Raw genomic sequence first — 26691 nt, 5'->3', positions numbered from 1 at the left:
ATTTCCATGGTGTTTTTTCCAATTGAATTTACCGTTTCGGGAGCGTCAAAATGAGGACGATCCCAGCATTTCCTGACCTTCGTTTATTTATTGGTTTTCGTTTGCACCAGATCCGCAGCCTGACAAAATGGATCGCCGTCACGGTGCCGATGGCCGCCATGGTTGGCTCACTCGTCGCCCTGTTTCTGTGGAGCCTGGATGAGGCAACGCGGCTGCGGTTTGCCTATCCCGATCTGATCTATGCCATGCCAATTGCCGGGTTTGCCATGGTCTGGGCCTATCAGCGCTTTGGTAAAGCGGCAGAAGGCGGCAATAACCTGATCGTTGAGCAGATCCACGAGCCGGGCGGCGGCGTGCCGTTGCGCATGGCACCATTCATTCTGGTCAGCACGGTGCTGACCCATCTGGTCGGCGGCTCGGCCGGACGGGAAGGCACGGCGGTGCAGCTCGGCGGTAGCCTTGCCAGCGCCTTTGCAAAGCTCTTCCGGCTGGCACAAGGCGATGTCCGCATCCTGCTGATGGCCGGGATTGCCGCAGGCTTCGGCGCCGTGTTCGGCACGCCGATTGCTGGCGCGGTGTTTGCCCTGGAAGTGCTGACCATTGGCCGGATGCAATATGAGGCCCTGCTCCCGGCTCTCCTGGCTGCCGTGGTGGCCGACTGGACCTGCCAGGCCTGGGGGGCGAGCCATACGCATTACGTCATCGCCTATCTCAAGAACATGCCGGATAGCGGCGGGTTTCACCTCGATGCACTGATCATGCTCAAGGTGGTGTTTGCCGGAGCCGTATTTGGGCTGGCGGCGCATGGTTTTGCCGAGATTTCGCATCTGGCAGGTGCTGCTTACAAAGCCTTGCTTCCCTCTGCACCCCTGCGTCCGGTGCTGGCCAGCGCCATTCTGCTTGCCTTGGTCTGGCTGCTCGGCACCCGCGATTATCTGGGGCTGGGCGTCTGGTCACCCCATCCGGGCGATGTCACCATTCTCAGCTTTTTCCGCCCGGATCATGTGGATGCATGGAGCTGGGCCTGGAAGGCGCTGTTTACCGTCGTTACCCTCAGTGCCGGTTTCAAGGGCGGTGAAGTCACGCCACTGTTCTTCATCGGGGCGGGACTTGGCAATGCATTGGCGGGCCTGACCGGCGCGCCGACAGACCTGTTTGCCGGCCTCGGCTTCGTCGCCGTGTTTGCCGGGGCCACCAATACACCGCTTGCCTGCATGATCATGGGCCTTGAGCTGTTCGGCGCCACCCATGCCGTCTATCTCGCTGTCGCCTGTTTCACCGCCTATCTCACCAGCGGCCATTCCAGCATCTACCTTTCGCAGCGCATCGGCGTGCCAAAGCATGCCGCCGGTCACATCCCCGCAGGTATCGCAGTGCGCCATCTGCGCGTAACGAGGTCTGCGCCAAGCCAGGAAGACAACGACAAAAGCCGCAGCAGCAAATCCCTGGGTCAGGCATGTTCCGATGATCACCAAAAAGGAGAGCCAAAATGCCGGTAAAACAGCTTGTGGACCAGTACCGTGCCTATATCGATTGCCTCAACCGTCAGGCCTGGGACGAATTGGGCCTCTTTGTCGATGCCGAGGTTCGCCACAACGACCGCTTGCTCAAGCTTCATGGCTACCGCGACATGTTGGTTCAAGACTTTATCGATATACCGGACCTGCGGTTCGACATTCAACGGATCGTCTGCGAACCACCGCAGATTGCCGCGCGCCTCTCCTTCGATTGCTCTCCCAAAAGCCTGCTTCTGGGAGTGCCCGTCAATGGGCGCCGGGTGGCTTTTACCGAAAACGTCTTCTATGACTTCAACGGATCGAAAATCGCCAATGTCTGGTCGGTCATAGACAAGGTCGCCATCGAGGCTCAACTTCGGTCGCCATCTGGCACCAAGCCTTGAACAGGCTATTTTCGACAGAGTATGATCTTACTCGTCCGGCGCGTCCGAGGGCTGGATGGCATGTACCAGTCTTTGGACGATCTCTTGCTTGACGCGGGCCTTCTTTCCTCCCGCTTCCAGAAGCTCTTTCAGGAACTCCGAAAACAGCCGCGCTCTTTGAAAGACAATCGAGTGGTTGGACGAGGCAGCCAGAAATACGTCAATCGATGCCACATGCGCGATCTTAGCCATGTGCAAATGGTCCATCCAGAAATGATTATAATACGGATTGGTAAATTCCGAGGCTGAAAAAATTGCTGCGGCCATGCCCGTCCGGGTGGAAACCCTATACAAATCCTCGATATCGAGCAGGTAATCTGGCGTATGCTGCACCGCCAGCGAGGGTGATATTTGCAAACGGCGCTTCAACTCCGCATCGGCAAAGGTTTGCGGTGAACAGGCAAGCACGTCGTAATGGGGGCACATGGCACCAAGCGCAAGCGCCGCATAGCCGCCGGAAGACTGGCCAAACACCAGACAGGGCCGGCTCCCGATAAATTGGCGCCCGATATAGCGACGTAAAAAGGACGCAATGCCATCGATATCCGGCAGCAAGTTCGACCCGCCATACCACCAGCTGACCGTATCTTGGAAATAAAAAACCCTCGACCCCAGACTACGGGCCACCGACAGCATCGAAAACCGCTCAAGATTTCCGCCGAAGATCACCAGATCGGTCTTGCTCGATCCGTCTCCCTCGAAGACCACGCAGCCCAACTGTTCGGAAAACATATTGAGTTCGGAAATGAGATGCCGCAGCTCATCCAGCGTCAGGGCAGATAACGATGTCGGGGAATATTTGAAGGATATGCCATGCCCGACACTATCCTGAAAATCTACATTCACGGCCCACAACCTTCAAAGTATGCTTTTCGGCGGCATAGGTAATCGATCTGGCATGCATTGGCAAACCATGAAACAGCGATCTCTCATTGAATTTACCAGGCAGCGGCAATGGTCCAGAAACGTCATCGCCTGGTCGGGATTGGAACTCAAGTCAGCCTAGATCGTTGAAAGACCTGAAACAGTCAGTCGCGGATCGCATCTTCTATCGGCTGCTGACAATCGAAGGAGTAGAAAAATGCTGAAATTCATTGGTGGCACGATCGGGGCCATTTTCCTGATCGGTCTGATCGTCGTTGTCTTGCTGCTCAAGCTTATTTTTTGAGAGGGCGGGCTTTCAAAAGCCCGTTTCAGGCGTTCGTCCAGCAAAAGTCTCACCCGTTTTCGAAGGCAATCCACGTTTGTTTTCGACCATCAGCCTTCTGACGTCGATTTCAACGATGTGGCATCGGAGGAGTGGCTGGGGCGCCTGGATTCGAACCAGGGATGGCGGTACCAAAAACCACTGCCTTACCGCTTGGCTACGCCCCATCACAATGCACGCGGATCAATGATGCCGCGCGTTTGGCATGCCGGTCATTAGCAAAAGCGCGCACGGGCTGCAATCGCTGATTTGATATTTTTCGTGGAAAGCGTCGAGGAGTATCGTCTTTCAAAGGTTAATAAATTTCGGAACGATCCCCCGCCCCATCTGTTGTGATGATGAACCACCACGAAACAGAAAAGGACTTAGAGATGACAAAGATTAATGAAGCAAAGATCCTTATTCTTGCCACTGATGGCTATGAGCGTTCGGAATTGCGGGTTCCGCTGGATCAGTTGAAGGCCAAGGGCGCGTCCGTGACCATCGCCTCCTTGAAAAAGCAGCCGATCAAAAGCTGGGACGACAAGAACTGGGGTGACACGGTCGATGTCGACCTCACTGTCGAAGAGGCTTCTGCCAGCAATTACGATGCGCTGGTTATTCCCGGTGGCCAGATCAATCCGGATATCCTGCGGGCCGATGCCAAGGCCGTCCAACTGGTGCGCGATTTCGTCGCCTCCGGCAAAGTCGTCGCTGCTGTCTGCCATGGGCCTTGGCTGCTGGTTGAAGCTGATGCATTGCGCGGCCGTCAGGCAACGTCCTATGCATCGATCCGCACCGATGTGAAAAATGCCGGTGCCCGCTGGGTTGACCAGACCGTGGTTGCCGATCAGGGCATTATCACCTCGCGAAATCCAGGCGATCTCGATGCGTTCGTCGCGAAAATCGTCGAGGAAGTCGAAGAAGGCCGTCATGAGCGGCGCGCCGCCTGATCTCTTTTCCCATCTGAAAAATGGAGCACCCCTTCCCTGGAACGGGGTGCTTTCTTTTGGCGCGTCAACAGCTTTACTCCGCAACCAGCATGCTTATCATAGGATTTTTTCGAGACACGCTTGTGTGACAAGGATTTCGACATGCCCGGATATTCCGCTCGCCCGCCTGCCATTTCCACGCTTTTGATCGATGATGCCGTGGTGCGGGTGACGCGCTGGGATTTCGAGCCGGGGGCCGCCACCGGCCATCATGTCCATGGACTTGGCTATGTCGTGGTGCCAATGACGGATTGCGACTTCCTGATCGAGGACACAGCCGGCGAACGACGCGTCACCAGCCGGGCTGGCGAGGCTTACCGGCGCGAGGCGGGCGTGGAGCACAATGTCGTCAATGGCGGCACGCGGCCGATGAGCTTTATTGAAATCGAATATAAATGAGGGGCCTGCCATGTCTGTTCCTGGCACCGTTCGCCCTTGAGTTTTGATAGATCATGACAAGCCAGCCCCATATCAGCCAGCCACAAATAAGCACCGATTATCGTGCCGACCATGGACGCCGCGTGCCCATTATCAATGGCGTCGAACGGGTTACCGCCAATAATCCTTCCGCCATGACCTATATGGGCACGAACACCTATATCATCGGCGAAAAATCAGTTTGTGTGATCGATCCCGGCCCCGATAACCCTGCGCATTTCCATGCTTTGCAATTGGCGCTGCGCGGTCGTGAGGTTAGCCACATCATCGTCACCCATACCCATCGCGACCATTCCGGCCTTGCCCTGCGGCTGCAAGACCTGACCGGCGCAAAGCTGGTGGCGGAGGGCCGACACCGGCTGGCGCGCCCCTTGCACCCCGGTGAGGCGGCAGCCTTTACCGAAAGCGGCGACCGCGATTTCACCCCCGACCTCACCCTTGGCGACACCGAGCGGCTGGAGGGAGACGGCTGGACACTGGAAACCGTGCTGACCCCCGGCCATGCCGCCAACCATGCCGCCTTCGCGCTTGCTGGAACCGGCATCCTGTTTTCCGGCGATCATGTCATGGCCTGGGCGTCAACGGTGATTGCGCCACCCGACGGATCGATGCGCGATTACATGGCCTCGCTGGATGTTCTGCTGGCGCGCGACGACCTTGCCTATTTGCCCGGGCATGGCGGGCCGGTTCTGTCTCCCCTCGACCACGTCTCCCGGCTGAAAGGCCATCGACTGAACCGCGAAGAGACCATTCTTGGCCGCGTTCAGGCCGGAGACAGGACGATAGACGAGATGTTGGCCGCCATTTACCACAATATCAGTCCCGATCTCTATAAGCCCGCTGCCTTGTCTATTCTGGCGCATCTGGAAGATCTGGTGGCAAGGGGCGCTGTCCAATGCGAAGGGCCAGCCTTGGCCGACAGCCGGTTTCACCCGGCTTGATCAGCACAAGAGCTGAAGATATCACCGGTCCGATCAGCGATCACTGGCTGGCGATACCCAGCAATTCGCCATCCAGCGCGGTCAGGTAGCCATTGGCGATGGCGGCGGCAAAACCGAGATCGTGGGGACCATAGCGGCTGGAAACCCTGATATCGACGAGTACCGTTTCCTCTTCTTCCCGCAGCCGAATGAGAATATCGAAGGGGAAGCCAAGAATGAAATTGCGGGTGGTGGCCTGGATGCGGATCACCCCGGGCGGCTCGTTATCGGGAATAAGATCCTGGGCCTGCGGCTGTGGACGCGGGGTTGGCACCGGCACGGGTGCAGGCCCGGTTTGTGTCCCGGAGACTGTTGCCGGGGCCTGAAAATCCGGGCGGGCATAAGCGGCCCCGCGCGTCGCCGTTACGCTCCAGCGCTGGTCGGACGCCACTTTGCGCACCGCCTGATAGACCCGGTCCAACGCCCCGTCATAGCGGCGCACGGTCAGGGTTGGATAGGCCTCGGCCTGTAGACGAGCTTGAACAACGGCATCGCTCAGTGGGCGCGGCAGCCAGCTGGATTTCGACGCTGGGGACAAGATCCAGCCGGGCGGATCGGTGAGGTCGCTGACCACTTCATAAAGCTCCGGCCGGGTCTGGTAGCGCTCAGCGGCCAGCCCCAGCACCGAAAGCGGCAGAGCCGCAATGACCAACGCCCGGCTGGCAGCCAAGCCGCCCTTTGCGCCGATCGACCAGAGCCGCCACAGGCCCCACAGAGCAAACGGCACCGAAAGCGCCGCCAACCCGCCACAGAGCAGAACCACAAGCACGAAGCTCGGCATGGACAGCGGGCCGAAACGGAACCCAAGCCAGGCCACCACCAGCAACAGCAGGGACAAAAACGCCAGCCGCCAGGCCCAGCGGGCGGCGATTGAAACGGGACGAATGAAACGGATGGTCATGCGGAATGCGCCGTCTCCAGATCTTCTGCTGAACAATGTCTGAAACCAATGGCGAGTTCTGAAATTGTGCAGCAGGTATCAAAATTTCCACGATCTCAAAGGCATCAAAAACCCCGGTCGATGACCTGGCAGTGTCAGTTTTCAATGCATGTACAGCCTTGCAGCTGGAAACCGTAGTCTCTCTCACCCCATACCGCATAAATTCTCCGGTCGGAATCGATTTCAGGAAAGTTGCCGCAAAACATCCTTCGCGCACTTGATAAAACGCAAGGCGCTTTGCGAGGACTTGCTGCATATATGTTGTATGAATATTCGCTATAATAGCTTATTTCTGTTGTATAATTTCATCCGTAGCGCCAACCGGAACCGAGCAACACTCTCATGGAAACACAGTACGGCCAAGCTAGCTTACCGATCTTTTCTGACTGCCGTGTCCACGCCTTTAATGTAAAGGACGAGGAATTCAGCAATTTTTAGTTGCTTTACTCTTAAGTTCAGGTTGTCTTGTTCTGAAGTGCTTATTAGAATGTGTCAATATTTATCCGGTCTATTTCTTGGAAAAAACCGGTGGGTGGGAGCCTTGGGAGGGGTGCATGACATGAACCGACATAAAAGCCTTTTGCTTAAAGGTATCCAGACATTCGGCAGATTTCAGAGGATTTAAAATCCCATCAGAATCAATGGCTTCAGATATCTTCAAAGTAACGAACATGGCTCGTTTTCAATGATTTCCGACAGGAAATCAAAAGCGGAGGACACAATCGGCGATAACGGCATGCATGATCTTTGCCGATCCCGATAGGCGGATCGTTTATCCAGGTGAATATCCGCAGTGCCAGCAAATGAATGCGCAAGCAAAGACCGGGGGCAGAGTGGGGAAAAAAATCAGGGCGTCGGGCAATCGCCTGACATTGAACGAAGTTGCGGAGAAAGTCGGCGTTAGCCCGATTACCATTTCAAGGGCGCTGAACAAGCCGGAAAAAGTCTCTCCAGGACTGCGCGAAACGATTCTGAAAATCGTCGAGGAACTCGGCTATGTGCCCGACTACGCCGCAAGGGCCTTGGCGAGCAGAAACAGCAATACGATCGGCGTCCTGTCCTCGTTGCTGGGTACCAATATTTTCCCCAGGGTCATGAAAGGCATCGAGGATCGGGCCCGGGGCACGGGCCTGCGCATCCAATATGTCAATACGCGCTACGATCCCGATGAAGAGCTTTACCAGCTCAGACAGTTTTTCGCGCAGAAGCCGACAGGCATCATCATTGGTGGCGTGCAGGTCGATCCGCGGGTGACGGAAATGCTGCATGATGCGCCCTGCCCTGTCGTACAGTTTATCGATATCAGCTATCCGCCGGTCGATATGGCCATCGGCATCAACAATGCCGCCGCCGCCGATGTCGCCATCCGGCATCTGCTGGATGTGGGCTATCACCGGATCGCATTCTGCTCGACCGGTACCGATATTCCGGTGCGGATGCGGCTGGAGAGCTATCGCAACAGACTGAGGGAAGCAGGGCTTTACAATCCTGATCTCGAAGTCAATGTGGACGCGAACGATTGCTTCGGATCAGCGGGCAAGACCCTCGACACATTGTTTGCCGCCGATCCCGAGGTCGATGCCGTCCTATGTTGTCACGACGACCTGGCGCTTGGCCTGCTGTTCGAATGCCAGCGGCGCGGCATCAGTATTCCCGACCGACTCGGACTGTGCAGTTTCACCGACCTCGATTATTGCGCCCACACCGTGCCTGGCCTGACGACGGTGCGCACCCCGCTCTATCAGCTCGGCTACCGCGCCACCGACATGATCATCCGCAGCCAGGACAAGAGCCGCCAGAAACACACGACGGATCTCGGTTTCGAGCTGATCGCCCGAGGCTCCACCCGCCGTCCCAAACCATGAACCATACGGTGGCTCACCAGCCACCAACCGGGGCTTGAATATCAGCCCAAAACCTGTAGACAGACCCCGAACGCGACCGCCGTTATCTATAGAACGGGGTCGGGCGGCCGATTGACGTCACGCTGCTGCCACGAGATCACGTGGCCGTTCCTTTGGTTTTCAATTGGAAAATTTGCCACAGCTTGACGAATCGACACATGGTCGGCAGTCTTGCTTTGGCGTGGCCTGCGCCTAACCTCTCAGACCTTCCCCAGCGTGGTCTTAAACGGAGGCAAAGGGACTTCTGTCTCAGGCCGTTGTCTTGGTCCGATCCGTTTCGGGCGGGTTGCTGGGGAGCTGCGTCCGCGACGTGAAAGGCCTGACCAATGACGCAAAACGGAAATTTTAAACGCCGTGTACGTGCTCGCGCAGCCAAAACCGGCGAATCCTACACCGCAGCTCTTCAACATGTCCGCCAGTCACCGAACGAATCCATTATCCGGTCAGTGCGGCTTGCTGTAGCGCAAACATCATTGTGCAGCGATCCGCGTGACATTTCGGCCCTTCATGCCAGAGGGGTAGAAATACGCGGCCTCATGGGGGAGGCCCATAAAGCAGGTGCTCGCCTGATACACTTCCCGGAAGGCGCCACTTGCTGGCCTAACAAGCGAATCATGTCCGAAATCGGACCGAAAGAAATCGGCCCTTCCGATTGGACCCGCTTCGAATGGGGCGTTTTGCGACAAGAACTGGAAGCGATTCAAAGATGTGCGAAACAGCTAAAACTTTGGACGGTTTTCGGTTCCGTGCATCAACTGACGTTACCGCACCGGCCACATAACAGCCTTTATGTCGTCTCCGATCACGGTGAACTGGTGACGCGCTACGATGAGCGTCTGCTATCGAATACCAAAATCTCGTTTATGTACTCTCCGGGAAAGCTCGCCGTGACTTTCGAAGTGGATGGTCTCCGTTTCGGCTGCGCGGTCGGCATGGAAGCGCACTATCCCGAGATATTCATAGAATACGAGAAGCTCGATGTTGATTGCGTCCTGTTCTCGACGGCAGGAGACAGCCCATCTGGTGCTCCGGCATTTGGCGCCGAAGTTTTGGGGCATTCCGCAAGCAATACTTATTGGGTCAGCTATTCTACCCTTGCGCCTCAGAGCACCGCTGTTCCCTCAGGTATAGCGGCGCCGGACGGGGAGTGGATCGTGCAGTGCGCGACAAACGGTTTACCCGCTATCGCTATCGCGGACATCAAAACGAATCCAGAAAGTCTTGCACGGCCGTGGCGAAGAAAGGCTCGCAGCGGCCTTTACACACCTCTTCACATAGAAGGTGACCCGAGAAGTGATAGTAGAAACCTATTTTAGGGAATGAATGATCGGGGCCGGCCTTCGGCCCCGATCACATATTCGTATCGCGAAATCATGATTTTACGTCACGGTCGATGAAAGTCTCGAACCAAAAACAAAAGCCGTCATGCGTTGAAACGCATGACGGCTTCAATTCATCGGGTCACCAGCCAATCACAGCCGATGAGAATTACCCTTCAATCCCGTCCAGCAAGTCCCGCGCCTTGGCGGTCGTCACGCGGCGCAGTTCCACTTCGTCGCGGCGGGCGGCCAGCAGTTCGGTGGCCATGAGTTGGTCGGCGAGGTCGGCGGGCAGCGACAGCAGCACGCGGGCTTCGCCGGAGTTCAGGCCATCGACATCCGAGCGCTTGGCGGTGATCATACCACCAGCCACCGTGTTGTTGGTGTCTGGGTCGATCAGGATGAAGGCGCCGGTCGAGCGGTTCTGCTCATAGGGGTCAAACACCGCCTTTTCGTCGAAGGCCAGATGCACCTTGCCGATGGCGTTCATGGCCAGGCTTTCCGCCGGACCCCATTTGCCGTTTTTCAGATCCAGTTGCTGAACTGGCTTGACCTGGACGCGCTGGCGGCGCGAGCCGCTTTTCAGCCAGTAGCGCTTGTTGGGCAGGATGCCGTCCGGCTGCAAAGCCACCAATTGCGCATCGAAGGCGAGGCCAACCTGTGGCTCGGCATCGAGCGAGACGATCATGTCACCGCGCGACACATCCACCTGCCGGTCGAGCACCAGGGTAATGGCATCGCCAGCCACAGCCGCGTTGCGCACCAGATCGAAGGTGACGATCTGCTTGACATTGGCAATGGCACCCGAAGGCAGGATGGCGACGCTATCGCCCGGCTTGACCGCGCCACCGGCCACCGTCCCCTGATAGCCGCGAAAGCTTTCACCCGGACGCGAAACACGCTGCACCGGCAGGCGGAAGCCTGTCGATTGTGCCGAGCGCGAGGTGGCGCGTTCCAGCGCTTCCACCAGCGTCGGGCCGTCATACCAGGGCATTGGCTCCTGGCCGGAATAGACGACATTTTCGCCCTTCAGCGCCGACATCGGAATGGCGGTGGTCTGGCGCACGCCGAGCGTCAAGGCGATGTCCTTGAATTCCTGGACGATGGCGTCGAAACCAGCCTTGTCGTAATTGGTCAGGTCGATCTTGTTGACGGCCAGCACGAATTGCTTGATGCCCATCAAGGATGCAATCGTCGCATGGCGACGGGTCTGCTCCAGAATACCGGCGCGGGCATCGACCAGCAGCACGGCGAGATCGGCAGTCGAGGCACCGGTTGCCATATTGCGGGTATATTGCTCATGGCCGGGCGTGTCGGCGACGATGAAGGAGCGCTTGTCGGTGGCGAAATAACGATAGGCGACATCGATGGTGATGCCCTGTTCGCGTTCCGCCTGAAGACCGTCGAGCAGCAATGCGAAATCCGGCAGGCCAAGATCGTTCTGCTTGCCGCTATCGCGTCGCAGCGTTGCCGCCTGGTCTTCCTTGACCGCCTTGGTATCCCACAGCAACCGACCGATCAGCGTCGATTTGCCGTCATCGACCGAACCACAGGTGATCAAGCGCAAGGGCCGGGAATCACGACCGGTATAGGCCGCTTCGGACTGAGGAACAGCATTTGCCAAGGAAAGCCCCTGCGACGATTCTTTGGAGGAAAAATCCGATGTGGACGCCAGATTGGCGGCGAGTGCGGTTGCGCTTGCGGTCATCTCAGAAATATCCTTCGCGTTTCTTCTTTTCCATCGATCCGGACTGGTCACGGTCGATAGCGCGACCCTGACGCTCGGAGACGGTCGCAATTTCCAGTTCGGCAATCACGTCATCCAAGGTCCGGGCCTCGGATCGGAGCGCGCCGGTCAGCGGGAAGCAGCCGAGCGTGCGGAAGCGGATCGATCCATGCTGCACCTTTTCGCCCGGCAGCAGTTCCAGCCGCTCGTCTTCGGCCAGGATCATCATGCCATCGCGCTCAATGAAGGGCCGCTTTTCGGCGAAATACAGCGGCACCAGCGGAATGTTTTCCGCCTGAATATAGCGCCAGATATCGACTTCCGTCCAGTTGGACAGCGGGAAGGCCCGCACGCTTTCACCCCGGCGGATCATGCCATTATAGACATTCCACAGTTCCGGACGCTGATTGCGCGGGTCCCATTTATGGTCAGGCGTGCGGAAGGAATAGATCCGCTCCTTGGCCCGCGAGGCTTCCTCATCGCGACGTGCACCACCGAAGGCAGCGTCATATTTACCGGCGTCCAGCGCCTGGCGCAGCGCCTCGGTCTTCATGATGTCGGTATAGAGCGCCGAACCATGGGAAAAGGGTGTGACACCTTCGGTCTTGCCACGCGGATTGGTATGGACGACCAGATCCAGATCATAGCGCTTCGCCATCTCGTCGCGGAAGGCGATCATTTCCTTGAACTTCCAGCCAGTATCGATATGCAGCAGCGGAAACGGCACCCGGCCCGGATAGAAGGCCTTGCGCGCCAAGTGCAGCAGCACGGAGGAATCCTTGCCGATCGAATAGAGCATCACCGGATTGTCGAACTCGCCGGCCACTTCGCGGAAAATATGGATCGCCTCGTTTTCCAGCGCCTTCAAATGCGGATCGAGCGGCGCACGCGCCACGACCTCCTTGGAATGCGGATCAAACTCGGACTGGTGCAGATGCATGACTTGATTTCCAGATGCGTGCGGCCCAGATGCGGGCTGCGAGGACGGCTGCGGGGGCAGGCTCTGTACGGACATAAAACATATTCCTAGTTGCCGATGACTGGTCTTGGCTAGCCTTGAACGGGAAAAACCTCGCCAAAAACCCAGAAAGCGGCTGTTAAAGGGAACTGGAATTCAGCGATGGGATGGCAGCGTCCGGCACATGCAGGCCGCATTCGCGCTTCTCGTCGTTTTCCCACCACCAGCGGCCGGCCCGCTCGGGCTCGCCCGGCTTGATCGCACGGGTGCAGGGTTCACAGCCAATCGAGGGATAGCCACGCGCATGCAGCGGATTGATCGGCACGACCTGCTTTTCCACATAGGCGTTGATATCGTCCAGCGACCAATCGGCCAGCGGGTTGATCTTGATCAGGTTGCGCTCCGCATCATATTCGGCGAACGGCGTGGTGGCGCGATTGCCGGACTGGCTGCGGCGCAGGCCCGTAACCCAGACAGAAGCACCTTGCAGCGCCCGCGCCAGAGGAACAAGCTTGCGCACATGACAGCAGGCATGACGCGCTTCGACGCTTTCGTAAAAGCCGTTCAAGCCATATTTTGCCGCATACGCGTCAATATCGTCCTGATCGGGCGCATATTGCGTGATGGAAAGGCCGAAACGCTCTTCAGTCTCGGCGATCAGATCAAGGGTTTCCTTGAACAGGCGACCGGTCTGCAAGGTTGCAACCTCAATGGAAAGACCGGCAAGGCCGATTGCCGCCGTAATCACCTGATCCTCAAGACCGAGGCTCGTGGTGAACACCGACCGGCCACCAAGCTCCTGAACAAGACGCAGACGGGCGGTGAGATCAAGATCAGCGAGAGCCGCGTCCAGGGTGGCAACGGCCTGAGGATTGGATTGCGATGTCATTCGTTCTAATTCCTAGAGGGCGATTTCCCAGAGGGTAATTTCCTAGCGGGCCTACTGAATGTCCGACCAAGGCCCACTCCCAACGGCTGCGCTTGGCATATCCTGGCTGCACCCGGCATAAGCCTGTCATTTGGCCAAGTATCGATGTTTTTATCGCTAAAAGACAGGAATTGCCTTTTATGCTGCCGCCAATGCGGAGCAAATATCACTCAAAGCCAAAGATATGGCGCAATTCCTGCCGCCTCTTCATTGTACCCCTGCCCCGTTCCTCTCTTGCCTTTGTGGCTGCCGCTCCGGCTCATTCCAAACTAAAATGTCGGCCAAACTAAAACGCCGGAAAGCAAGGCTTCCCGGCGTAATATCCTTGATAACAAGGGAATCTCCCCTTTAAGCGTTGCAGTTACTGCGCCTGCAACTGCTCAGCAGTCTGGCAAACCATAGCCTCAGAACTCTTCCCAGGACTGATCGGAAGCAGCAGCCGTCGCTGACGATTTGCCGGAAAAGGCACTGGCGATCTTGCGGCCAAGCGCACGGGCGGGTGAAGCCACCGGAGCCTGTGCGGGATGAATGGGGGCGGGACGAACCGGGGCGGCATAGGCCGATCCAGAATTAAACCCACTTTGCCCGCCGCCAGACAGCTTGAATTGCGACAGCAACTGGTTCAGCGAGGCGACTTCTCTTGCCAGGCCGTGGCTTGCAGCCGTGGATTCCTCCACCATTGCCGCGTTCTTCTGGGTATCCTGGTCCATCTGGTTCACAGCGGTATTGATCTGCTGGAGACCGGAAGACTGTTCGTGGGCCGCCTCGACGATAGCGCTGACATGCCGGTTAATTTCCTGCACTTCGGCCACCATGGTTTGCAGTGCGGTACCAGTTTCACCCACCAGCTGCACACCGGACTGGACCTGGCTGTTGGAGGTGGTGATCAGCGCCTTGATGTCCTTTGCCGCATTGGCGGAACGCTGGGCAAGCTCGCGCACTTCCTGGGCAACGACTGCGAAGCCCTTGCCAGCTTCACCGGCACGCGCTGCCTCGACACCGGCATTCAGCGCCAGAAGATTGGTCTGGAAGGCGATTTCATCGATGACGCTGATGATGTTGGAAATCTCAGCCGATGACTTTTCGATCTGTTCCATGGCGATCACGGCACGGCGCACCACTTCACCGGATTGCTCTGCGCCGGCCTTGGTGCGCGAAACCAGGGTTCCCGCTTCCTGGGCACGACGGGTCGAATCCTTCACCGTGGTGGTGATTTGTTCCAGGGCTGCGGCCGTTTCCTCGACGGAAGCTGCCTGCTGTTCAGTCCGCTTGGCCAGATCATCAGCTGCCGACTTTATTTCATTGGCACCCGCATCGATAGCGCTAGCATTCTGGGCGACATGGGTCAGCGCTTCCTGCAATTTTTCAGCCGAGCTGTTGAAGCTGGCGCGCACGCCATCCAGATGGGCGACGAAAGGCTGGCCGATCCGATAGGAGACGTCGCCATCGGACAGATGCGAAAGCCCGTTTGCCAGATTGTCGACCGCAAATTGGATATCCGCCGCTTCCCTGGCCTTTTGCTCCTCGCGCTCCAGACGCTCTTTTTCCGAGAGGCTGCGATTGGCCGCGGTTTCCTGCTCCAGACGGGCGCGCTCGACGGCATTGTCGCGGAACACGCCGACAGCGGCAGCCATCTGACCAACCTCATCCTTGCGCGCCAGGCCTGGTATTTCCTGCTGCGTTTCACCGTTTGCCAGCGCTATCATCCGGCTGCGAAGCTTATCGATCGGACCGATAATGCCACGCGAGGTGACGAACAGAGCCAGGATGATGGCCATAAGCATAACGCTGCCGACAATGGTCAATGACGTCAGGATGGTTGAATTCGTCTGGTCGGTCAGTGCATCACTTTTTTTCAGGAGGGCCGTCGTATTGGTGTTATTCCAGTCGCGAAGATCGTCACGCCATTTGGCAATCAATGGATCCGCCTTGACGAGAAGAGCTCTGGCTTCATCGCGCTTTCCATCGGCAACCAATTGAACCGCCTTGTCGGTCAGGGCCTGAATATCGCGGGCGCGGCTGGCAAACTGGTCGATATCACCTGACAGCTCGGGCACAAGCGCCTTGGCAGCATCCAGACGCTTGAATACGGTCGAAACCGCATCTGCATAGGCTGCCTTGACGGTAGCCACATCGAGTGAACCAACGTCGTATGCGATAAGCTGATAGGCGCCGTATCCCATCGCCAGCAGAGAGGTCGTTGTCCGATACATCTGGCTTGCCGCGATACTGTCGGTTGCGATGAAATCAGAATATTCGGTATCCGTGGACTTATAACTACTGGCCGCGTAGCCCAGCCCGCCGACGCCGATCATGCAGGCCGGGACAATGAGCGACAGAATTTTCGTGCGAATGCTCGCATTGGCTAAAAAAGACATTATGCCTCGCCTCTTAAAACTGATGGGGGTGGGGAAGGAACAGAGGGAGAGGCAAGCTCTCACGAACCTGACGCTGCTTTCTTGGCTTGGCAAGAGTGCGACAGGCCACCCATCATGGGTGTTTTAACGATAGATTTCATATAGCACAATTAAGATTTAATATTTCCCTAAAATAGGTTGGGTAAATTCGAAAGGTCGAAGTCATACCCGCAACGAAAAATCCCGCCTCACCCAGACCGTGGAAATATTCGACTAACAGGTATTGAAAACCGGTCGCTGGGACGCAGTTTTGCCGCCGGCGCAAGGCCAGATTTCCAAAGAAACCCATTTTGAGCAGGTCTGTGCGTGAAAACACGAATCTCTACACGCCGCCCCCACCAAAAAAGGCGAGGTCGCCTGACAACCTCGCCTTCATCCATCTTCGTGCGCTTTAGAAGACACGGTTTCGAAAACCGAGCACCGTCAACTGACGTTTGCGCGGCCCCTCATCACGTGGATCACCGCATTATGCGCCGCCCAGAAACTCTTCGCACCAGGTCTTGCCGCTTTCGACAGGCCTGTCGATAACAGGCTTGATCGCACGGATGACATAATCCGGAGAGACCGTGACGCGCACTTCACAGCGCAGATACTCGGTGCGCCCGGCCTTGGTGACCTTGCCGCGCTTGCCATCGGGCGTTTGTGCATAGGTCGGAGCGACCGTGCGGGTTCTGAAGCCGCCGCGCCAGCTATAGACGGTGGCACCGCCAGCCTGTTCGTCGTTGATCGGTGGTCCGAACTTGGCAAAGAAGGCGCCCGCCGGTTGGCCGACCCAGCGCTCTTCCACCAGGTTTTTCTTCTGTACAGGCATGACACCCGATGTCGTGGTACATCCAGCCAGCGCCAGCGCCAAGCCAGCCGTCAGCATGATCCGAAAATTCATAATTCTGTCCCTTGGTAACCCGCTTCAAGCGGCCCGGCCGGGCAGAGCCCTGCCCCGGCCATCCCTGTGCCACTTTGTCTTTCGCCTTTATCCCCAAAACCTGAAATTGGAAATCACCAAGTTTCTCGCTCACGTCAACTTGTTTCAAAACGGCAACATTGAAACACCACGAGCCGAAATTGACACAAGATAATATTATTATTTAAATACAATGTATTAACTCAATCTTACTGCAGCCATTCAAGGCACGCGGCACCCTCTGCTTGCGGCATTCTTGCCCCTGTTGAAAAGCCATGATTTTTTTGAAGCCGCCCGCTTGTCTATTGTGAAACCCTGGTTTATACGAGCGCCACTGGTCACGGAGTGTAGCGCAGTCTGGTAGCGCACCACGTTCGGGACGTGGGGGTCGAGTGTTCGAATCACTCCACTCCGACCAGGTCAAAGGCTTTTCCCGAAGGCTGTTTCCTCCTCAATATTTAAAGCCCCTGCTTCTCGTGGTATCATCCTATACGATGTTATTTCATGACCGTTTTTAACTGGCTGCGCAGTCAAGGGCCCGAAGTTCCTGTATCCGGGACTGGCCGAAAAAATTGTAATATGCAGGATTTTTTTAAATCCTGCATGGTGGAGGGAATTGTACCTTAACGAGAAGATTGCCATAAAGACCTAAAAGGCTGAGTTGCAGACCGTGACCTCAGAAGGGTTACCAACTGTCGTCATAATAATATGTTTTTTCTGCATTATTTCTAAAACCACTCCCATTTAAGGGGGTCGGTAAAGAGGCCGGACAGGTCTCAGCCAGGGGTGGCTATTCTGTCGGGCTCCGATTCAGGGGTTTTCAATGATCAAGAACTATTCATGAGCCGGAGTAAGACCACGCGCGGCGGCGTCGAGGAGTTACAGGCAGCCCTGGCGCGCAGCAAGGCGGGCTTCCTGTCCATTGCCCTGTTCAGTTTCTTCGTCAACCTTCTGGTCCTGACCGGACCCTTGTTCATGCTTCAGGTCTATGACCGGGTGCTGGCGGCGCGCTCTGAGGCGACGCTTCTGGTCCTGTTTCTGCTGGTCATTCTGCTCTATGCGATCATGGGCATTCTCGACCACGTCCGGTCACGCATCGCCGCCCGGATCGGGGCACGGCTCCAGAGCGAATTCGACATCAGGGTGTTTCGTGCCCTGCTCGATCGATCCGCACTGGCATCGAAGGGCGTTGCCGGTCCACGCGGCATGCGCGATCTGGACGCCCTGCAAAAAATGCTGGCGTCCTCGGCGATTTTTGCGGTTTTTGACATTCCATGGACGCCGGTTTTCCTGTTCGTGATCTTCGTTTTCCATCCCTGGATGGGCTATCTGGCGCTGGCGGGTGGGCTGGTGCTGATCGCGCTGACACTGCTGAACCAGCGCGGCACCAAGCGCATCCAGGCAAAAGCTGCGGATGCCAGCCGGATCAGCGACGAGATGACCATGGCGCTGGCTCGTGACGCCGAAACGGTCAAGGCCTTGGGCATGCGCAAGAGTGCGGCGACCCGCTGGCAGGCGACGCGCCACACGGCGCTCGCCGCCAGCATTGCCTATTCGGATGCCAATGGCTTTTACACAGCCGTGTCCAAAACCTTCCGGATCTTCCTGCAATCGGCCATTCTGGCGCTGGGTGCCTGGCTGGTGCTGCGCGGCGAAATCAAGGCTGGCGCGATGATTGCCGGATCAATCCTGATCGGCCGGGCGCTGGCACCGATTGAGACGGCCATTTCCCAATGGGGACTAATGCAGCGGGCGCAGGAAGGCTGGCGCAATCTCTCAACCCTGCTGGAGCAGATTCCCGAGGAAGACAGCCGCACCACCCTGCCGAGGCCCCGTGCCATTTTGCAGGTTCAGCAGGTTACCGCCGTACCGCCCGGCGAAAGCGTGGCGACGCTGCGGATGATGAGTTTCGAGCTTGGCCCTGGCCATGCGCTGGGCGTGATCGGCCCCAGTGGTTCCGGCAAATCGACCCTTGCCCGGCTGCTGACCGGTGTCTGGCAGCCGATGGCGGGCAAGATCCGGCTGGACGGCGCCGCTCTGGACCAATACGGCCCAGACGGGCTGGCCGACCATGTCGGCTATCTGCCGCAGGACGTGGTGCTGTTTGAAGGGACGATTGCCGAAAACATCGCCCGCCTCACCGCCGATCCCGACCCGGACAAGGTGATTGCCGCCGCCCGCAAGGCTGCGGCCCATGAGATGATCCTGAAACTGCCACAGGGTTACGACACCCCCCTGCCCGCCACCGGCCAGCGGCTTTCCGGTGGGCAGAAGCAGCGCATCGGCCTTGCCCGCGCGCTCTACGGCGATCCGGTCCTGCTCATTCTGGACGAGCCGAATTCCAATCTGGATGCCGAAGGCTCCGTGGCGCTGAACATGGCCATCCGCGCCCTCAAGGCCAGTGGCGGCGCTGCCGTGATCATGGCGCATCGCCCGGCGGCGATTGAGGAATGCGACCTGGTGCTGATCATGGACCATGGCGCCCGCACCGCTTTTGGCCCGCGCGACGAGGTGCTGCGCGCCCATCTGCGCAATGCCCAGCAAGTGGTGGGTACGAAGACAAATACGTCATGGGGGAATGCCAAACAGGAAACCACCATGACCGGTTTCGTACCCGGCGCCCCGCGCAAGCCATAGGAGAGAGACGATGAGCCTGTTTTCCCAGACATCGGCGTCAGCCTCCTCTTCCCCGGCAAGCCTGCCCGCATCCCCTGTGCCAAACCGGGTGTCGTCCACCCCTGAAAGCCACGTCTGGCAGGCCCAAGGTCACACGGCACTCGGCTATGGCGCGCTGGCGGTCTTAGTGTTGGGGCTGGGTGCCTGGAGCGCACTGACCACCATCCAGGGCGCCGTGGTCGGCAGCGGCACGGTGGAGGTGGAAACCAACCGTCAGGTGGTCCAGCACCAGGCCGGTGGCATCGTGCAGGACTTGCTGGTCAAGGAGGGCGATGTCGTCCAGCCCGGCCAGGTTCTGCTCAGAATGGATGAAAAGCTCGACCAATCCGAGCTGACGATTATTGAAAACCAGTTGTTTTCGCTGCTCGGCAATGCCGGGCGGCTGACCGCCGAACAGGATGGCAAGAGCGAGATCAGCTTCGACCCCGAACTTGTCGAACGGGCAAAGACCGACAGCCATGTGCGCGAGATTATCGAGGGCCAGCGCAACCTGTTGCAGGCGCGACAGGAAAACCGTGACAAACAGGTCGGGCAATTGCAGGAGCGCAAGCACCAGACCGCCCAGCAAATCGAGGGCCTAAACGCCAAGCTCAATGCGCTGCGCCAGCAAAGGCAGTTGATCAGCGAGGAACTGGCCGTGCAGCAGAAATTGCTGCGCGACGGCCTGACCCAGACCAGTAAGGTCATGACGCTGCAACGGTCCGAGGTCGAGGCAGACGGCGAGATCGCCTCGTCCATGGCCAGCATTGCCGAAAGTCGCGCCAAAATCGCCGAGATCGAAATCGCTATTCTGAATGTTAGTGGCGAACTGCGTGAACAATCGATCACCGATCTGCGCAATGCCGAAGCGCAGATTGCCGAATTGCGTCAGAAACGGGTCTCCTCCCTGGAAACCCTTGGCCGCACCGAAGTGACCGCGCCAACCGGCGGCGTGGTGTTCGGCCTGACCGTGCATGCGTTGCGCACCGTGGTCAAAGCGGCAGAACCGATCCTCTATATCATACCGCAGAATGTCGGGCTGGTGATCACCACCAATTTGCCGCCCAATGAAATCGATCAGGTGCATGTCGGCCAGAAGGCCGATCTGGTGTTTGCCGCTTTCGACCGCCGCCAGACGCCGGATATCCACGGCACGGTGATTGAGGTCTCCGCCGACGTGTTCAATGATGAAAAGACTGGAAACAGCTTCTATAAGGCGAAGATAAAGCCCGATGAACAGGAAATTGCCCGGCTGGGCGATGTCCAGGTCCTGCCGGGGATGCCGGTTGAAACCTTTATCCAGACCACGGAACGCTCACCCTTCACCTATCTCACAAAACCGCTGGCCAGTTATTTCAACAAGGCATTCCGGGAGCGGTGACGCTGATGCATAATTCCTTAAATCGGAGTCGATTTAAGGAATTATGCAGCAGATTTAAAACGTTACAGCACCGTGCGTTTTATAAAACGCACGGTGCTGTAAGGAAACTCTAGCATGATACGTGGTCGTATATGCTGTCAGCCGAAAGCGCTCCCCAGGAAAGTCGTGGCCCTCTTTGAGGCCGATCTGCTATTGATATAAATGGCTTCATCGAGGATATCGAGGACTTCACTATAGGATGATGTAGCCCGCAGATCCGGCGCGGCCAGCAGCGTCGCCATCGAGGGCTGAAACAGCACGCCATAGGTCGCCGCACGGATCATTGAAATGTCGTTCAACGCGTCGCCCATTGCAAAATGGGCGCAGCCCTCGGTATCGACGGCGTCGAAACAGAGATGTTTTCCAGCCAGCCCATTCCAGAAGTCGAAGCCGGTGACGATATCCTCGTCATTGGTCTGAAAACTGTGACAGAGGACCTGATCAGCAGCGATCTGCTCGATAAAATGCCGGTTCATCGGGCTGAAGGAATCCGAGACGATCACCACACGCCCACGCAGCTTGAGCGCTGCGAGGAATTCCACCGCCCCATTGAACAGATCGAGTTCCGCGACACTGGCGCAGATTTCGGCCAGGGTAACGTGGTGATCGGACAGGTGTTTTATCCGCTGATCCAGCAATTGACGGTAATCGGGAATTTCCCGCGTGGTCGCCTGGAGTTCGGGAATTCCGAACGACTTGGCGATATGCGGCCACATTTCCGGAACGAGAACGCCTTCGAGATCGATGAAGGAACAGATGGATGCGGTCATTGCGCGCCACTCCCCAAAGTGCCCGCGGTGAACAGAATGGCCCCCAGCGAGGCGAGCACGACCCCGATCAGGATATTGAACAGGCGCTGGCGACGCAGCACAACGGTTCGAATGGCCGGGTTGGACAGAAAGGTCGAAACGGATGCGAACCACAGCAAATGCGACAGGGAGATGAACAGGCCCCAAAGCAATTGGTGGGACAGCGGCGTGTCCTTGCCGATGAATTGCGTGTAGAGACTGATCACGAAAATCGACGTCTTCGGATTGAGACCATTGGTCAGAATACCCGTCATCATTTCCCGGCCCATGGATCTGTCGCTGGGAACCAGACTGCCTTCGACATCGCGTATCTTGCTGAAGGCCGTGGCCAGGCCCGCATAGACCAGATAGGCCGCGCCGACGAATTTGATGATATCCAGAATATTGGGGAAAATATGCTGGATGATCGCAATGCCGAACATGGCATAGATCACATGAAACCAGCAGGCGATGGCAATGCCCATCGAGGCCGCCAGCCCGGATTTGCGGCCATAGAGAAAACTATTGCGCGACACCATGGCAAAATCCGCGCCGGGGCTGAGAACGGCCAGCCAGGTTATCGAAGCAATCAGAAGTATTTGTTCCATAAATATGTGGGCTCCGGATCCGACAACAGCCGCGCGGTTCCGCGCGGCTGACATCTGCATTTATTTGCGGCGGAAGGTCAGGACCAGAACATCGCGCAGGCCCTGCTGGTCGGGATCGAGCTTGGTGATCGGCGTTACGCCATGGGCAACGCGTTCATCATTGACAATTGCAGCATCGAAGGGGTCCGTCAGCGTAAATTCCGCCAGCTTGACGCCGTCCCGATCCAGGATGGAGGTTTCGCCACCAACAATATTCTGCCGATTGATGAGAACCATCAGCACGAAATCCACACCGTCGCGGTGAACGCCTTCAGGTGTTGGCTTTCCACCGGTCTGCACAGCCTCAATGCGGAACTGATGCAACTCCATGTGCCAGGTCGAAAACGGCGAAAGAGCGCCAAATGTGCTGGATGCAAAAGAGAAAATCGCCTGCATCACCGGATTTTCAATGGTCGATGCCAATACCGGCTCGAAATGGCGCTCAATGCCGCCATTCAGAGGGTTGTAGGATGTCGTCTGGAAATGCGGCTGATGCTTTTCGAGAGTGACGGGCCCGCCCTTGGGCGCGCCCGTCAGGGTTGCGTGCCGGCGAAGGCGATATTTGCCACCGTCGGCCATATAGGTATCCGGCTTAAGATCATCCCAGGACGCCTGAAAATCAGCAATGTCCTGGCTGCTAAAATGGCTTTGATGAATGACATCGAGAAAATTGTTGCCTTCAAGAAACACAAAATCGAAGTCATGCAACTGTTGGCAGACATCGATATTGGTCACATTGGCCGGATCGCTGTGCTTTAAAACTGAAATATTGCCTTGCATTAAAATGGCTCCGATTTAATCGGCGTAACCCGCCGACACCGATTATCAATCATATGTTGTGTTTCGTGAAAACCGATATATTTTCGAGCAAAAGCGTGAGGTAAATTCACACATATGACCGACAGTTCCGAATTCCGATCCAGGATGGCGCGCCTGCCACAATTGGGGGCTTTGAAGGCCTTTTCGGTGGCAGCACGGTATGAAAGTTTTGTGTTGGCGGCCCAGGAATTGCACGTCACACACGGGGCGATCAGCAAGCAGGTCAAAAATCTGGAGGAAAGTCTGGGCGAGCCGCTGTTCCTGCGTCGCAACCGGGCGGTCTTCCTGACGGAGCGCGGTCGTCAACTGGCGGCCAGGCTTGCCTCCGTGTTCCAGGATCTGGAAAATGTCGTAACGGATTTTCGCAGCAATGCCTATGCGCAACCCCTGATCGTCTCCTGCGAACCGACGCTCTGCCTGAAATTCCTCATACCAAACCTTGGTGATCTGAAAGAAAGGACCGGTCTGGATGTCAAGGTTCTCGCCGCAGGCGGGAAAATCGATTTTCGCCGCGATCACGTCGACCTTGCCGTGCGGCGCAACGATTTTGCCATCGACCCCCGCCTGCATGTGAGGGAACTGGCGCCGGAAGCGATGGGAATGGTTTGCACGCCGCAGGTGGCGGCTGATCTCAACAACGTACCTCGCCCCAGCGTACCGGCCCTGCATACCCGCTCGCGTCCCGATGCCTGGCTGAACTGGCGCAAGACCCAGCCGGGAACCCGCAAGTTCAACTCGGACATTTTTTACGAGCATTTCTATCTGGCCCTCGAGGCGGCGATGGCTGGCCAGGGTGTCGCGCTGGCATCGATCCATATGGTGACGACGGATATGGCAGCCGGACGACTGGCCGCACTCGGTGCGTTTCATCAGGATGGCACCCATTATCTCGCCGTCTCCAATAGCGATTTTGCCGCCGATGAACGACGGCTGGTATTCACCGACTGGCTGTCGCAACGCATGCGAGCCCATCTGGCGCAGGCATCCACTGCGCGCCCGACCGCAGAAACAAGGCATCTGCCATAAGCATTCTCATCCACCAATCTTTGGCGTTTTCAACCCCTCGAACACGGAGGGGGCATTGGGGTCGGGCTTTGGCTCCTCTTCCAGGAAATCAGGCACCTGCGTGCCGTTGGAATTCATCGAGCCGTAGGCGCCCTTATCTTGCAAGGCAGAGGGGTCCTGCAAGGCAGAGGGGTCGGTCGGAGCTGTACCGGGGTCCTCGCCATCGATTGACAGGTCCGGCTGGCCGAGATCGACGGGCGGCTGGGTCTTGATTGGCAGCGGCACATAGAGCGAGACGGTGACGATAATGGCAATGACCAGTAGCCAGCTGCCGAGGATACGCGAGGGAATGTTCAGCCAGGGGCCCTTGAAGCAGCGTAGCAGAAAGGCCGGGGTGAGAATGATCCACAGGGCCGAAAGCACAGAGGCAATCGCAAAAGACGGAATGCCGACGCCGAAATCGTCCAGGCCAAGAAACAACGAGAAGGAAAAACCGACAACAGCAGCGGATGCCAGCATGGCCCGATCCCGCCAGCGCCCCGAAAGCCAGAGACTGGCACCGGTGATGGCGACGGCCAGCGGCGCGATCAGGTAAAGCACCTGCCCCAGCGCGCTTTCGCGGATGGCGACGAAAATCGGGTCGAAAAATAGCAGCATGACCGATAAGACGCCGAGAAACACGCCGATGGTAATGGCGAATTGTCGGGCGCTGGGCATCATCGCACAGGCGACCGCGATGCCTAGCATGGCCAGAACCAGGTCATACACCGAGAAGGTGAACAGCGCGCCAAGCTCGGTGAAACCATAATCATGCGGCAGGCTTTGCGACACGGCCAACAGAAACAGGCCGAAACCGGCCAGAAGCGCACTGGCGCGAAAACGATCCGTCTTCATAACGCGGCGGGCCTGCGCCCATTTGTCATTACCGGACGCAGCCGCAGGAACGGCCTTGCCCTGCCCCTCGCGCTGCTGCTTGCCAGATTGTAAGCCGGGCGGCGGGGTGTCGCGGCCCTTCTGACGGCGTTTGCGGGAGGTGGGCGCCGTGGAGGATGTCCGGTGCGTGTCGTTCATCGAGCCTGGCCTTTGCGAGTGTGACGACCCGGCCTATCTCATAATCAAGGCAATTTGTCACCCGTACTGCTATTCATCCCGTCTGTCGCCGTCCTGTTCACTGCGTCAGCCGCACCGTACTGCCGATAATGTTCTTGGAGATCGCCGTATAGACATCCTTGATATTGGTGGTGGAGGCGCTGAAGTAATATTTGGTGCCGCTGGAACAGGTCTGCAAATTCTGGACATCGGCTTCCGAACTATAGGAAATCGCGTAAATCTCGATATTGTTGGATTTGATCGAGTCGCAAGTTGTCAGAAGCGCATTGGTGGCAGTGTCATTGCAGGATTTTGTGCGGTTTTTATCACAAATCCAGTCCAGCTTTTCGGTACTGCTCTTGGCAGGGTCCGTGGAACCAAATTTCACATTCATCTCACCATCGGTCATGAAAACAATGACCTTCTTGACCTTCTCGGAATAGTCGGCGGGCGCGGTCCCACCACCCCATGCCGAACGCCATTTGGGCGACAGCGTATACCAGCCCGCCAGCATCCCGGCATCGAGCCGGGTGGAGCCTTCTGATGTCATGTCCGCGATAGCGCTTTGCAACGTACTAAAGCTCGATGTCAGGGGAACGATGGGCGGCGGGCAGAAGCTGGTGGAAGAGCCGGTGTTGTAATCCTGCGCCACGAAAGCCTCGGTGCTGGGTGGCGCATCGCTCAGGCCGTAGGTACCGATGGCACCATTATCCTTCATTTCCACGTCGGCGCGCGGCTCGACGCAGCCAATCCAGTAATAATTACTGGAGGTATAGGCCAGCGTCGTGACATTATCGATCCACTGGCTGAAACTATATTTCGAGTCCTTATAATAGGACTTGGGATCGGTCCAACGGCTAGGAACGGCATCATTGCCACCATAAGCCTTCAACCAGTCCTTATGGGTGAGGCCAATGTTGAAACGGCTGGAAAACGGCGCGATGGCAATCTTGCTGCGTTTGGCAACCGTGGCATCATTGGCAAAAGAGGTCAAAAAGCTCTTCACTGCCGTCTGCATCGGCACAAAACGACCTTCCTCGATCATCGAGCTGGAGACGTCGAGCACCAGGGACACTTCGAGATCAATATTGCCCGGCAGCGCTGCACAGGATTTGGCGGAGACGTCTACGGTCTTGACCCCGGCCAGTTGCATGAAACTGGTCGGAACGCCTTCGCCAACGACAATGCAGATTTCCTTGCCATCCGCCGACAAGGTCGGCCCACTTAACCGCTTGGGCACTGCGGCGGTATCGACGTCATTGGAACCCTGATCCGTCAATTTGGAATCAAGATAGCTGTCGATCCCAGCTGCCAGGGAATCAACGCCGGAAGACGAGGAATAGCTCGACGCCGCAGCCAGGATAGCCGAATCGGCGGTTACCTGAATATCGTTGCGATGATCCCGCGCTGAACTGTAGTCCACCGCCGCACCGACGGCCAAAAGCAACGGCATCAGCAGAATGGCCGACATGATGGCAAAATTGCCATTGTCATCAGCGATGAATTTTGAAAGCAGGTCTTTAAAGCGCATTTTACCCAACCATGTGCTGAAGCGTCCGGGACACCAGTCCTGTTCTTCAATCCTTGTTGGGTTGCTGTTTTATAAAACCATTTGAAACAAAGCCGAAATTCAATTGATA

At 57.3% G+C, this 26691-nt stretch carries 23 protein-coding genes and 2 tRNA genes; 12 read left to right on the top strand and 13 right to left on the bottom strand.

Annotated features, from left to right (window positions below):
• The first annotated feature begins 50 nt into the window (after positions 1-50).
• Together AVI_RS04515 and AVI_RS04510 are read left to right on the top strand one after the other, a co-directional pair.
• Positions 51-1499, top strand: a complete 1449-nt coding sequence (locus AVI_RS04515) for a voltage-gated chloride channel family protein (protein WP_015915233.1) — start codon at positions 51-53, stop codon at positions 1497-1499.
• Positions 1490-1900: an ester cyclase gene (locus AVI_RS04510; protein WP_015915232.1), complete on the top strand. Its 411-nt coding sequence runs from the start codon at positions 1490-1492 to the stop codon at positions 1898-1900. The genes AVI_RS04515 and AVI_RS04510 overlap by 10 nt, the downstream gene beginning before the upstream one ends.
• A 27-nt stretch (positions 1901-1927) precedes the next feature.
• Here AVI_RS04510 and AVI_RS04505 read toward each other — a convergent pair whose 3' ends face one another.
• Positions 1928-2785: an alpha/beta hydrolase gene (locus AVI_RS04505; RefSeq protein ID WP_041696302.1), complete on the bottom strand. Its 858-nt coding sequence runs from the start codon at positions 2783-2785 to the stop codon at positions 1928-1930.
• Between the two features lie 235 nt (positions 2786-3020).
• Between AVI_RS04505 and AVI_RS31935 the strand changes: the two genes are divergently transcribed.
• Positions 3021-3107 (top strand): small membrane protein YohP, encoded by an 87-nt coding sequence (locus AVI_RS31935; protein WP_444875226.1) that lies wholly within the window; start codon positions 3021-3023, stop codon positions 3105-3107.
• Between the two features lie 132 nt (positions 3108-3239).
• Here the strand turns inward: AVI_RS31935 and AVI_RS04500 are convergent.
• Positions 3240-3313: transfer RNA gene (locus AVI_RS04500), tRNA-Gln, on the bottom strand.
• Positions 3314-3517: 204 nt separating this feature from the next.
• On the opposite strand from AVI_RS04500, the gene AVI_RS04495 reads away from it, so the two are divergent.
• The 3 genes from AVI_RS04495 to AVI_RS04485 all read left to right on the top strand — a co-directional run bounded on the left by AVI_RS04495 (position 3518) and on the right by AVI_RS04485 (position 5496).
• Positions 3518-4078 (top strand): type 1 glutamine amidotransferase domain-containing protein, encoded by a 561-nt coding sequence (locus AVI_RS04495; RefSeq protein WP_015915230.1) that lies wholly within the window; start codon positions 3518-3520, stop codon positions 4076-4078.
• Positions 4079-4219: 141 nt separating this feature from the next.
• A complete protein-coding gene (locus tag AVI_RS04490) occupies positions 4220-4516 on the top strand; it encodes a cupin domain-containing protein (protein ID WP_015915229.1) in 297 nt (98 codons plus the stop codon).
• Between the two features lie 71 nt (positions 4517-4587).
• Positions 4588-5496, top strand: coding sequence for an MBL fold metallo-hydrolase (locus tag AVI_RS04485; protein WP_041697644.1), 909 nt, complete (start codon positions 4588-4590; stop codon positions 5494-5496).
• 40 nt (positions 5497-5536) lie between these two features.
• Here the strand turns inward: AVI_RS04485 and AVI_RS04480 are convergent, their stop codons facing one another.
• Positions 5537-6436: a DUF1499 domain-containing protein gene (locus AVI_RS04480; protein ID WP_015915227.1), complete on the bottom strand. Its 900-nt coding sequence runs from the start codon at positions 6434-6436 to the stop codon at positions 5537-5539.
• An 872-nt stretch (positions 6437-7308) separates the two neighbouring features.
• Between AVI_RS04480 and AVI_RS04475 the strand changes: the two genes are divergently transcribed.
• Both AVI_RS04475 and AVI_RS04470 read left to right on the top strand, forming a co-directional pair.
• A complete protein-coding gene (locus AVI_RS04475) occupies positions 7309-8340 on the top strand; it encodes a LacI family DNA-binding transcriptional regulator (protein WP_015915226.1) in 1032 nt (343 codons plus the stop codon).
• 365 nt (positions 8341-8705) lie between these two features.
• Positions 8706-9695, top strand: coding sequence for a carbon-nitrogen hydrolase family protein (locus AVI_RS04470; RefSeq protein WP_015915225.1), 990 nt, complete (start codon positions 8706-8708; stop codon positions 9693-9695).
• A gap of 172 nt (positions 9696-9867) precedes the next feature.
• Here AVI_RS04470 and cysN read toward each other — a convergent pair whose 3' ends face one another.
• The 5 genes from cysN to AVI_RS04445 form a co-directional block, all read right to left on the bottom strand.
• Positions 9868-11406, bottom strand: coding sequence for a sulfate adenylyltransferase subunit CysN (gene cysN / locus AVI_RS04465; RefSeq protein WP_015915224.1), 1539 nt, complete (start codon positions 11404-11406; stop codon positions 9868-9870).
• A gap of 1 nt (position 11407) precedes the next feature.
• Positions 11408-12364 (bottom strand): sulfate adenylyltransferase subunit CysD, encoded by a 957-nt coding sequence (cysD, locus tag AVI_RS04460; protein ID WP_041696300.1) that lies wholly within the window; start codon positions 12362-12364, stop codon positions 11408-11410.
• Positions 12365-12521: 157 nt separating this feature from the next.
• Positions 12522-13271, bottom strand: coding sequence for a phosphoadenylyl-sulfate reductase (locus AVI_RS04455; protein WP_015915222.1), 750 nt, complete (start codon positions 13269-13271; stop codon positions 12522-12524).
• 443 nt (positions 13272-13714) lie between these two features.
• On the bottom strand, positions 13715-15688 hold the full coding sequence (locus AVI_RS04450) for a methyl-accepting chemotaxis protein (protein WP_015915221.1): 1974 nt from the start codon (positions 15686-15688) through the stop codon (positions 13715-13717).
• A 505-nt stretch (positions 15689-16193) separates the two neighbouring features.
• A complete protein-coding gene (locus AVI_RS04445) occupies positions 16194-16610 on the bottom strand; it encodes a hypothetical protein (RefSeq protein WP_015915220.1) in 417 nt (138 codons plus the stop codon).
• A gap of 359 nt (positions 16611-16969) precedes the next feature.
• Between AVI_RS04445 and AVI_RS04440 the strand changes: the two genes are divergently transcribed.
• From AVI_RS04440 to AVI_RS04430, 3 genes are all read left to right on the top strand, one after another.
• Positions 16970-17046 (top strand) — tRNA-Pro (locus tag AVI_RS04440).
• 422 nt (positions 17047-17468) lie between these two features.
• Positions 17469-19265, top strand: a complete 1797-nt coding sequence (locus tag AVI_RS04435; protein ID WP_015915219.1) for a type I secretion system permease/ATPase — start codon at positions 17469-17471, stop codon at positions 19263-19265.
• A 10-nt stretch (positions 19266-19275) separates the two neighbouring features.
• Positions 19276-20664, top strand: a complete 1389-nt coding sequence (locus AVI_RS04430; RefSeq protein WP_015915218.1) for an HlyD family type I secretion periplasmic adaptor subunit — start codon at positions 19276-19278, stop codon at positions 20662-20664.
• A gap of 137 nt (positions 20665-20801) precedes the next feature.
• On the opposite strand, the gene thrH is transcribed toward AVI_RS04430, so the two are convergent.
• The 3 genes from thrH to AVI_RS04415 are packed head-to-tail and all read right to left on the bottom strand — an operon-like array spanning position 20802 to position 22918.
• Complete coding sequence (thrH, locus tag AVI_RS04425) at positions 20802-21473, bottom strand: bifunctional phosphoserine phosphatase/homoserine phosphotransferase ThrH (protein ID WP_015915217.1); 672 nt, start codon at positions 21471-21473, stop codon at positions 20802-20804.
• Entirely contained in the window at positions 21470-22099 is a 630-nt protein-coding gene (locus AVI_RS04420) for a LysE family translocator (protein WP_015915216.1), read from the bottom strand. The genes thrH and AVI_RS04420 overlap by 4 nt, the downstream gene beginning before the upstream one ends.
• A gap of 60 nt (positions 22100-22159) precedes the next feature.
• Positions 22160-22918 (bottom strand): 2OG-Fe dioxygenase family protein, encoded by a 759-nt coding sequence (locus AVI_RS04415; RefSeq protein ID WP_015915215.1) that lies wholly within the window; start codon positions 22916-22918, stop codon positions 22160-22162.
• Positions 22919-23032: 114 nt separating this feature from the next.
• On the opposite strand from AVI_RS04415, the gene AVI_RS04410 reads away from it, so the two are divergent.
• Positions 23033-23983 (top strand): LysR family transcriptional regulator, encoded by a 951-nt coding sequence (locus AVI_RS04410; protein WP_139192421.1) that lies wholly within the window; start codon positions 23033-23035, stop codon positions 23981-23983.
• A 6-nt stretch (positions 23984-23989) separates the two neighbouring features.
• Here AVI_RS04410 and AVI_RS28965 read toward each other — a convergent pair whose 3' ends face one another.
• Entirely contained in the window at positions 23990-25033 is a 1044-nt protein-coding gene (locus AVI_RS28965; protein WP_015915213.1) for an acetyltransferase domain-containing protein, read from the bottom strand.
• A 97-nt stretch (positions 25034-25130) separates the two neighbouring features.
• The gene (locus AVI_RS04400) at positions 25131-26582 is read right to left on the bottom strand and encodes a pilus assembly protein TadG-related protein (RefSeq protein ID WP_015915212.1); all 1452 of its coding nucleotides are present in this window, start codon (positions 26580-26582) and stop codon (positions 25131-25133) included.
• Positions 26583-26691: the final 109 nt, after the last annotated feature.

This window comes from Allorhizobium ampelinum S4 (assembly GCF_000016285.1).
In the GTDB taxonomy this organism is placed as follows: domain Bacteria; phylum Pseudomonadota; class Alphaproteobacteria; order Rhizobiales; family Rhizobiaceae; genus Allorhizobium; species Allorhizobium ampelinum.
This window is presented reverse-complemented; position numbering and strand designations above follow the sequence as displayed.

Excerpts from the sequence above, each read along its gene's own strand:
- AVI_RS04445 (WP_015915220.1), bottom strand. The coding sequence starts at position 16,610 with ATGAATTTTCGGATCATGCTGACGGCTGGCTTGGCGCTGGCGCTGGCT.
- cysD (WP_041696300.1), bottom strand. The coding sequence starts at position 12,364 with ATGCATCTGCACCAGTCCGAGTTTGATCCGCATTCCAAGGAGGTCGTG.
- AVI_RS04430 (WP_015915218.1), top strand. The coding sequence starts at position 19,276 with ATGAGCCTGTTTTCCCAGACATCGGCGTCAGCCTCCTCTTCCCCGGCA.
- AVI_RS04435 (WP_015915219.1), top strand. The coding sequence starts at position 17,469 with ATGAGCCGGAGTAAGACCACGCGCGGCGGCGTCGAGGAGTTACAGGCA.
- AVI_RS28965 (WP_015915213.1), bottom strand. The coding sequence starts at position 25,033 with ATGAACGACACGCACCGGACATCCTCCACGGCGCCCACCTCCCGCAAA.
- AVI_RS04510 (WP_015915232.1), top strand. The coding sequence starts at position 1,490 with ATGCCGGTAAAACAGCTTGTGGACCAGTACCGTGCCTATATCGATTGC.
- AVI_RS04450 (WP_015915221.1), bottom strand. The coding sequence starts at position 15,688 with ATGTCTTTTTTAGCCAATGCGAGCATTCGCACGAAAATTCTGTCGCTC.
- thrH (WP_015915217.1), bottom strand. The coding sequence starts at position 21,473 with ATGACCGCATCCATCTGTTCCTTCATCGATCTCGAAGGCGTTCTCGTT.
- AVI_RS04495 (WP_015915230.1), top strand. The coding sequence starts at position 3,518 with ATGACAAAGATTAATGAAGCAAAGATCCTTATTCTTGCCACTGATGGC.
- AVI_RS04400 (WP_015915212.1), bottom strand. The coding sequence starts at position 26,582 with ATGCGCTTTAAAGACCTGCTTTCAAAATTCATCGCTGATGACAATGGC.
- AVI_RS04515 (WP_015915233.1), top strand. The coding sequence starts at position 51 with ATGAGGACGATCCCAGCATTTCCTGACCTTCGTTTATTTATTGGTTTT.
- AVI_RS04455 (WP_015915222.1), bottom strand. The coding sequence starts at position 13,271 with ATGACATCGCAATCCAATCCTCAGGCCGTTGCCACCCTGGACGCGGCT.
- AVI_RS04415 (WP_015915215.1), bottom strand. The coding sequence starts at position 22,918 with ATGCAAGGCAATATTTCAGTTTTAAAGCACAGCGATCCGGCCAATGTG.
- AVI_RS04470 (WP_015915225.1), top strand. The coding sequence starts at position 8,706 with ATGACGCAAAACGGAAATTTTAAACGCCGTGTACGTGCTCGCGCAGCC.
- AVI_RS04410 (WP_139192421.1), top strand. The coding sequence starts at position 23,033 with ATGACCGACAGTTCCGAATTCCGATCCAGGATGGCGCGCCTGCCACAA.
- AVI_RS04420 (WP_015915216.1), bottom strand. The coding sequence starts at position 22,099 with ATGGAACAAATACTTCTGATTGCTTCGATAACCTGGCTGGCCGTTCTC.
- AVI_RS31935 (WP_444875226.1), top strand. The coding sequence starts at position 3,021 with ATGCTGAAATTCATTGGTGGCACGATCGGGGCCATTTTCCTGATCGGT.
- AVI_RS04490 (WP_015915229.1), top strand. The coding sequence starts at position 4,220 with ATGCCCGGATATTCCGCTCGCCCGCCTGCCATTTCCACGCTTTTGATC.
- cysN (WP_015915224.1), bottom strand. The coding sequence starts at position 11,406 with ATGACCGCAAGCGCAACCGCACTCGCCGCCAATCTGGCGTCCACATCG.
- AVI_RS04480 (WP_015915227.1), bottom strand. The coding sequence starts at position 6,436 with ATGACCATCCGTTTCATTCGTCCCGTTTCAATCGCCGCCCGCTGGGCC.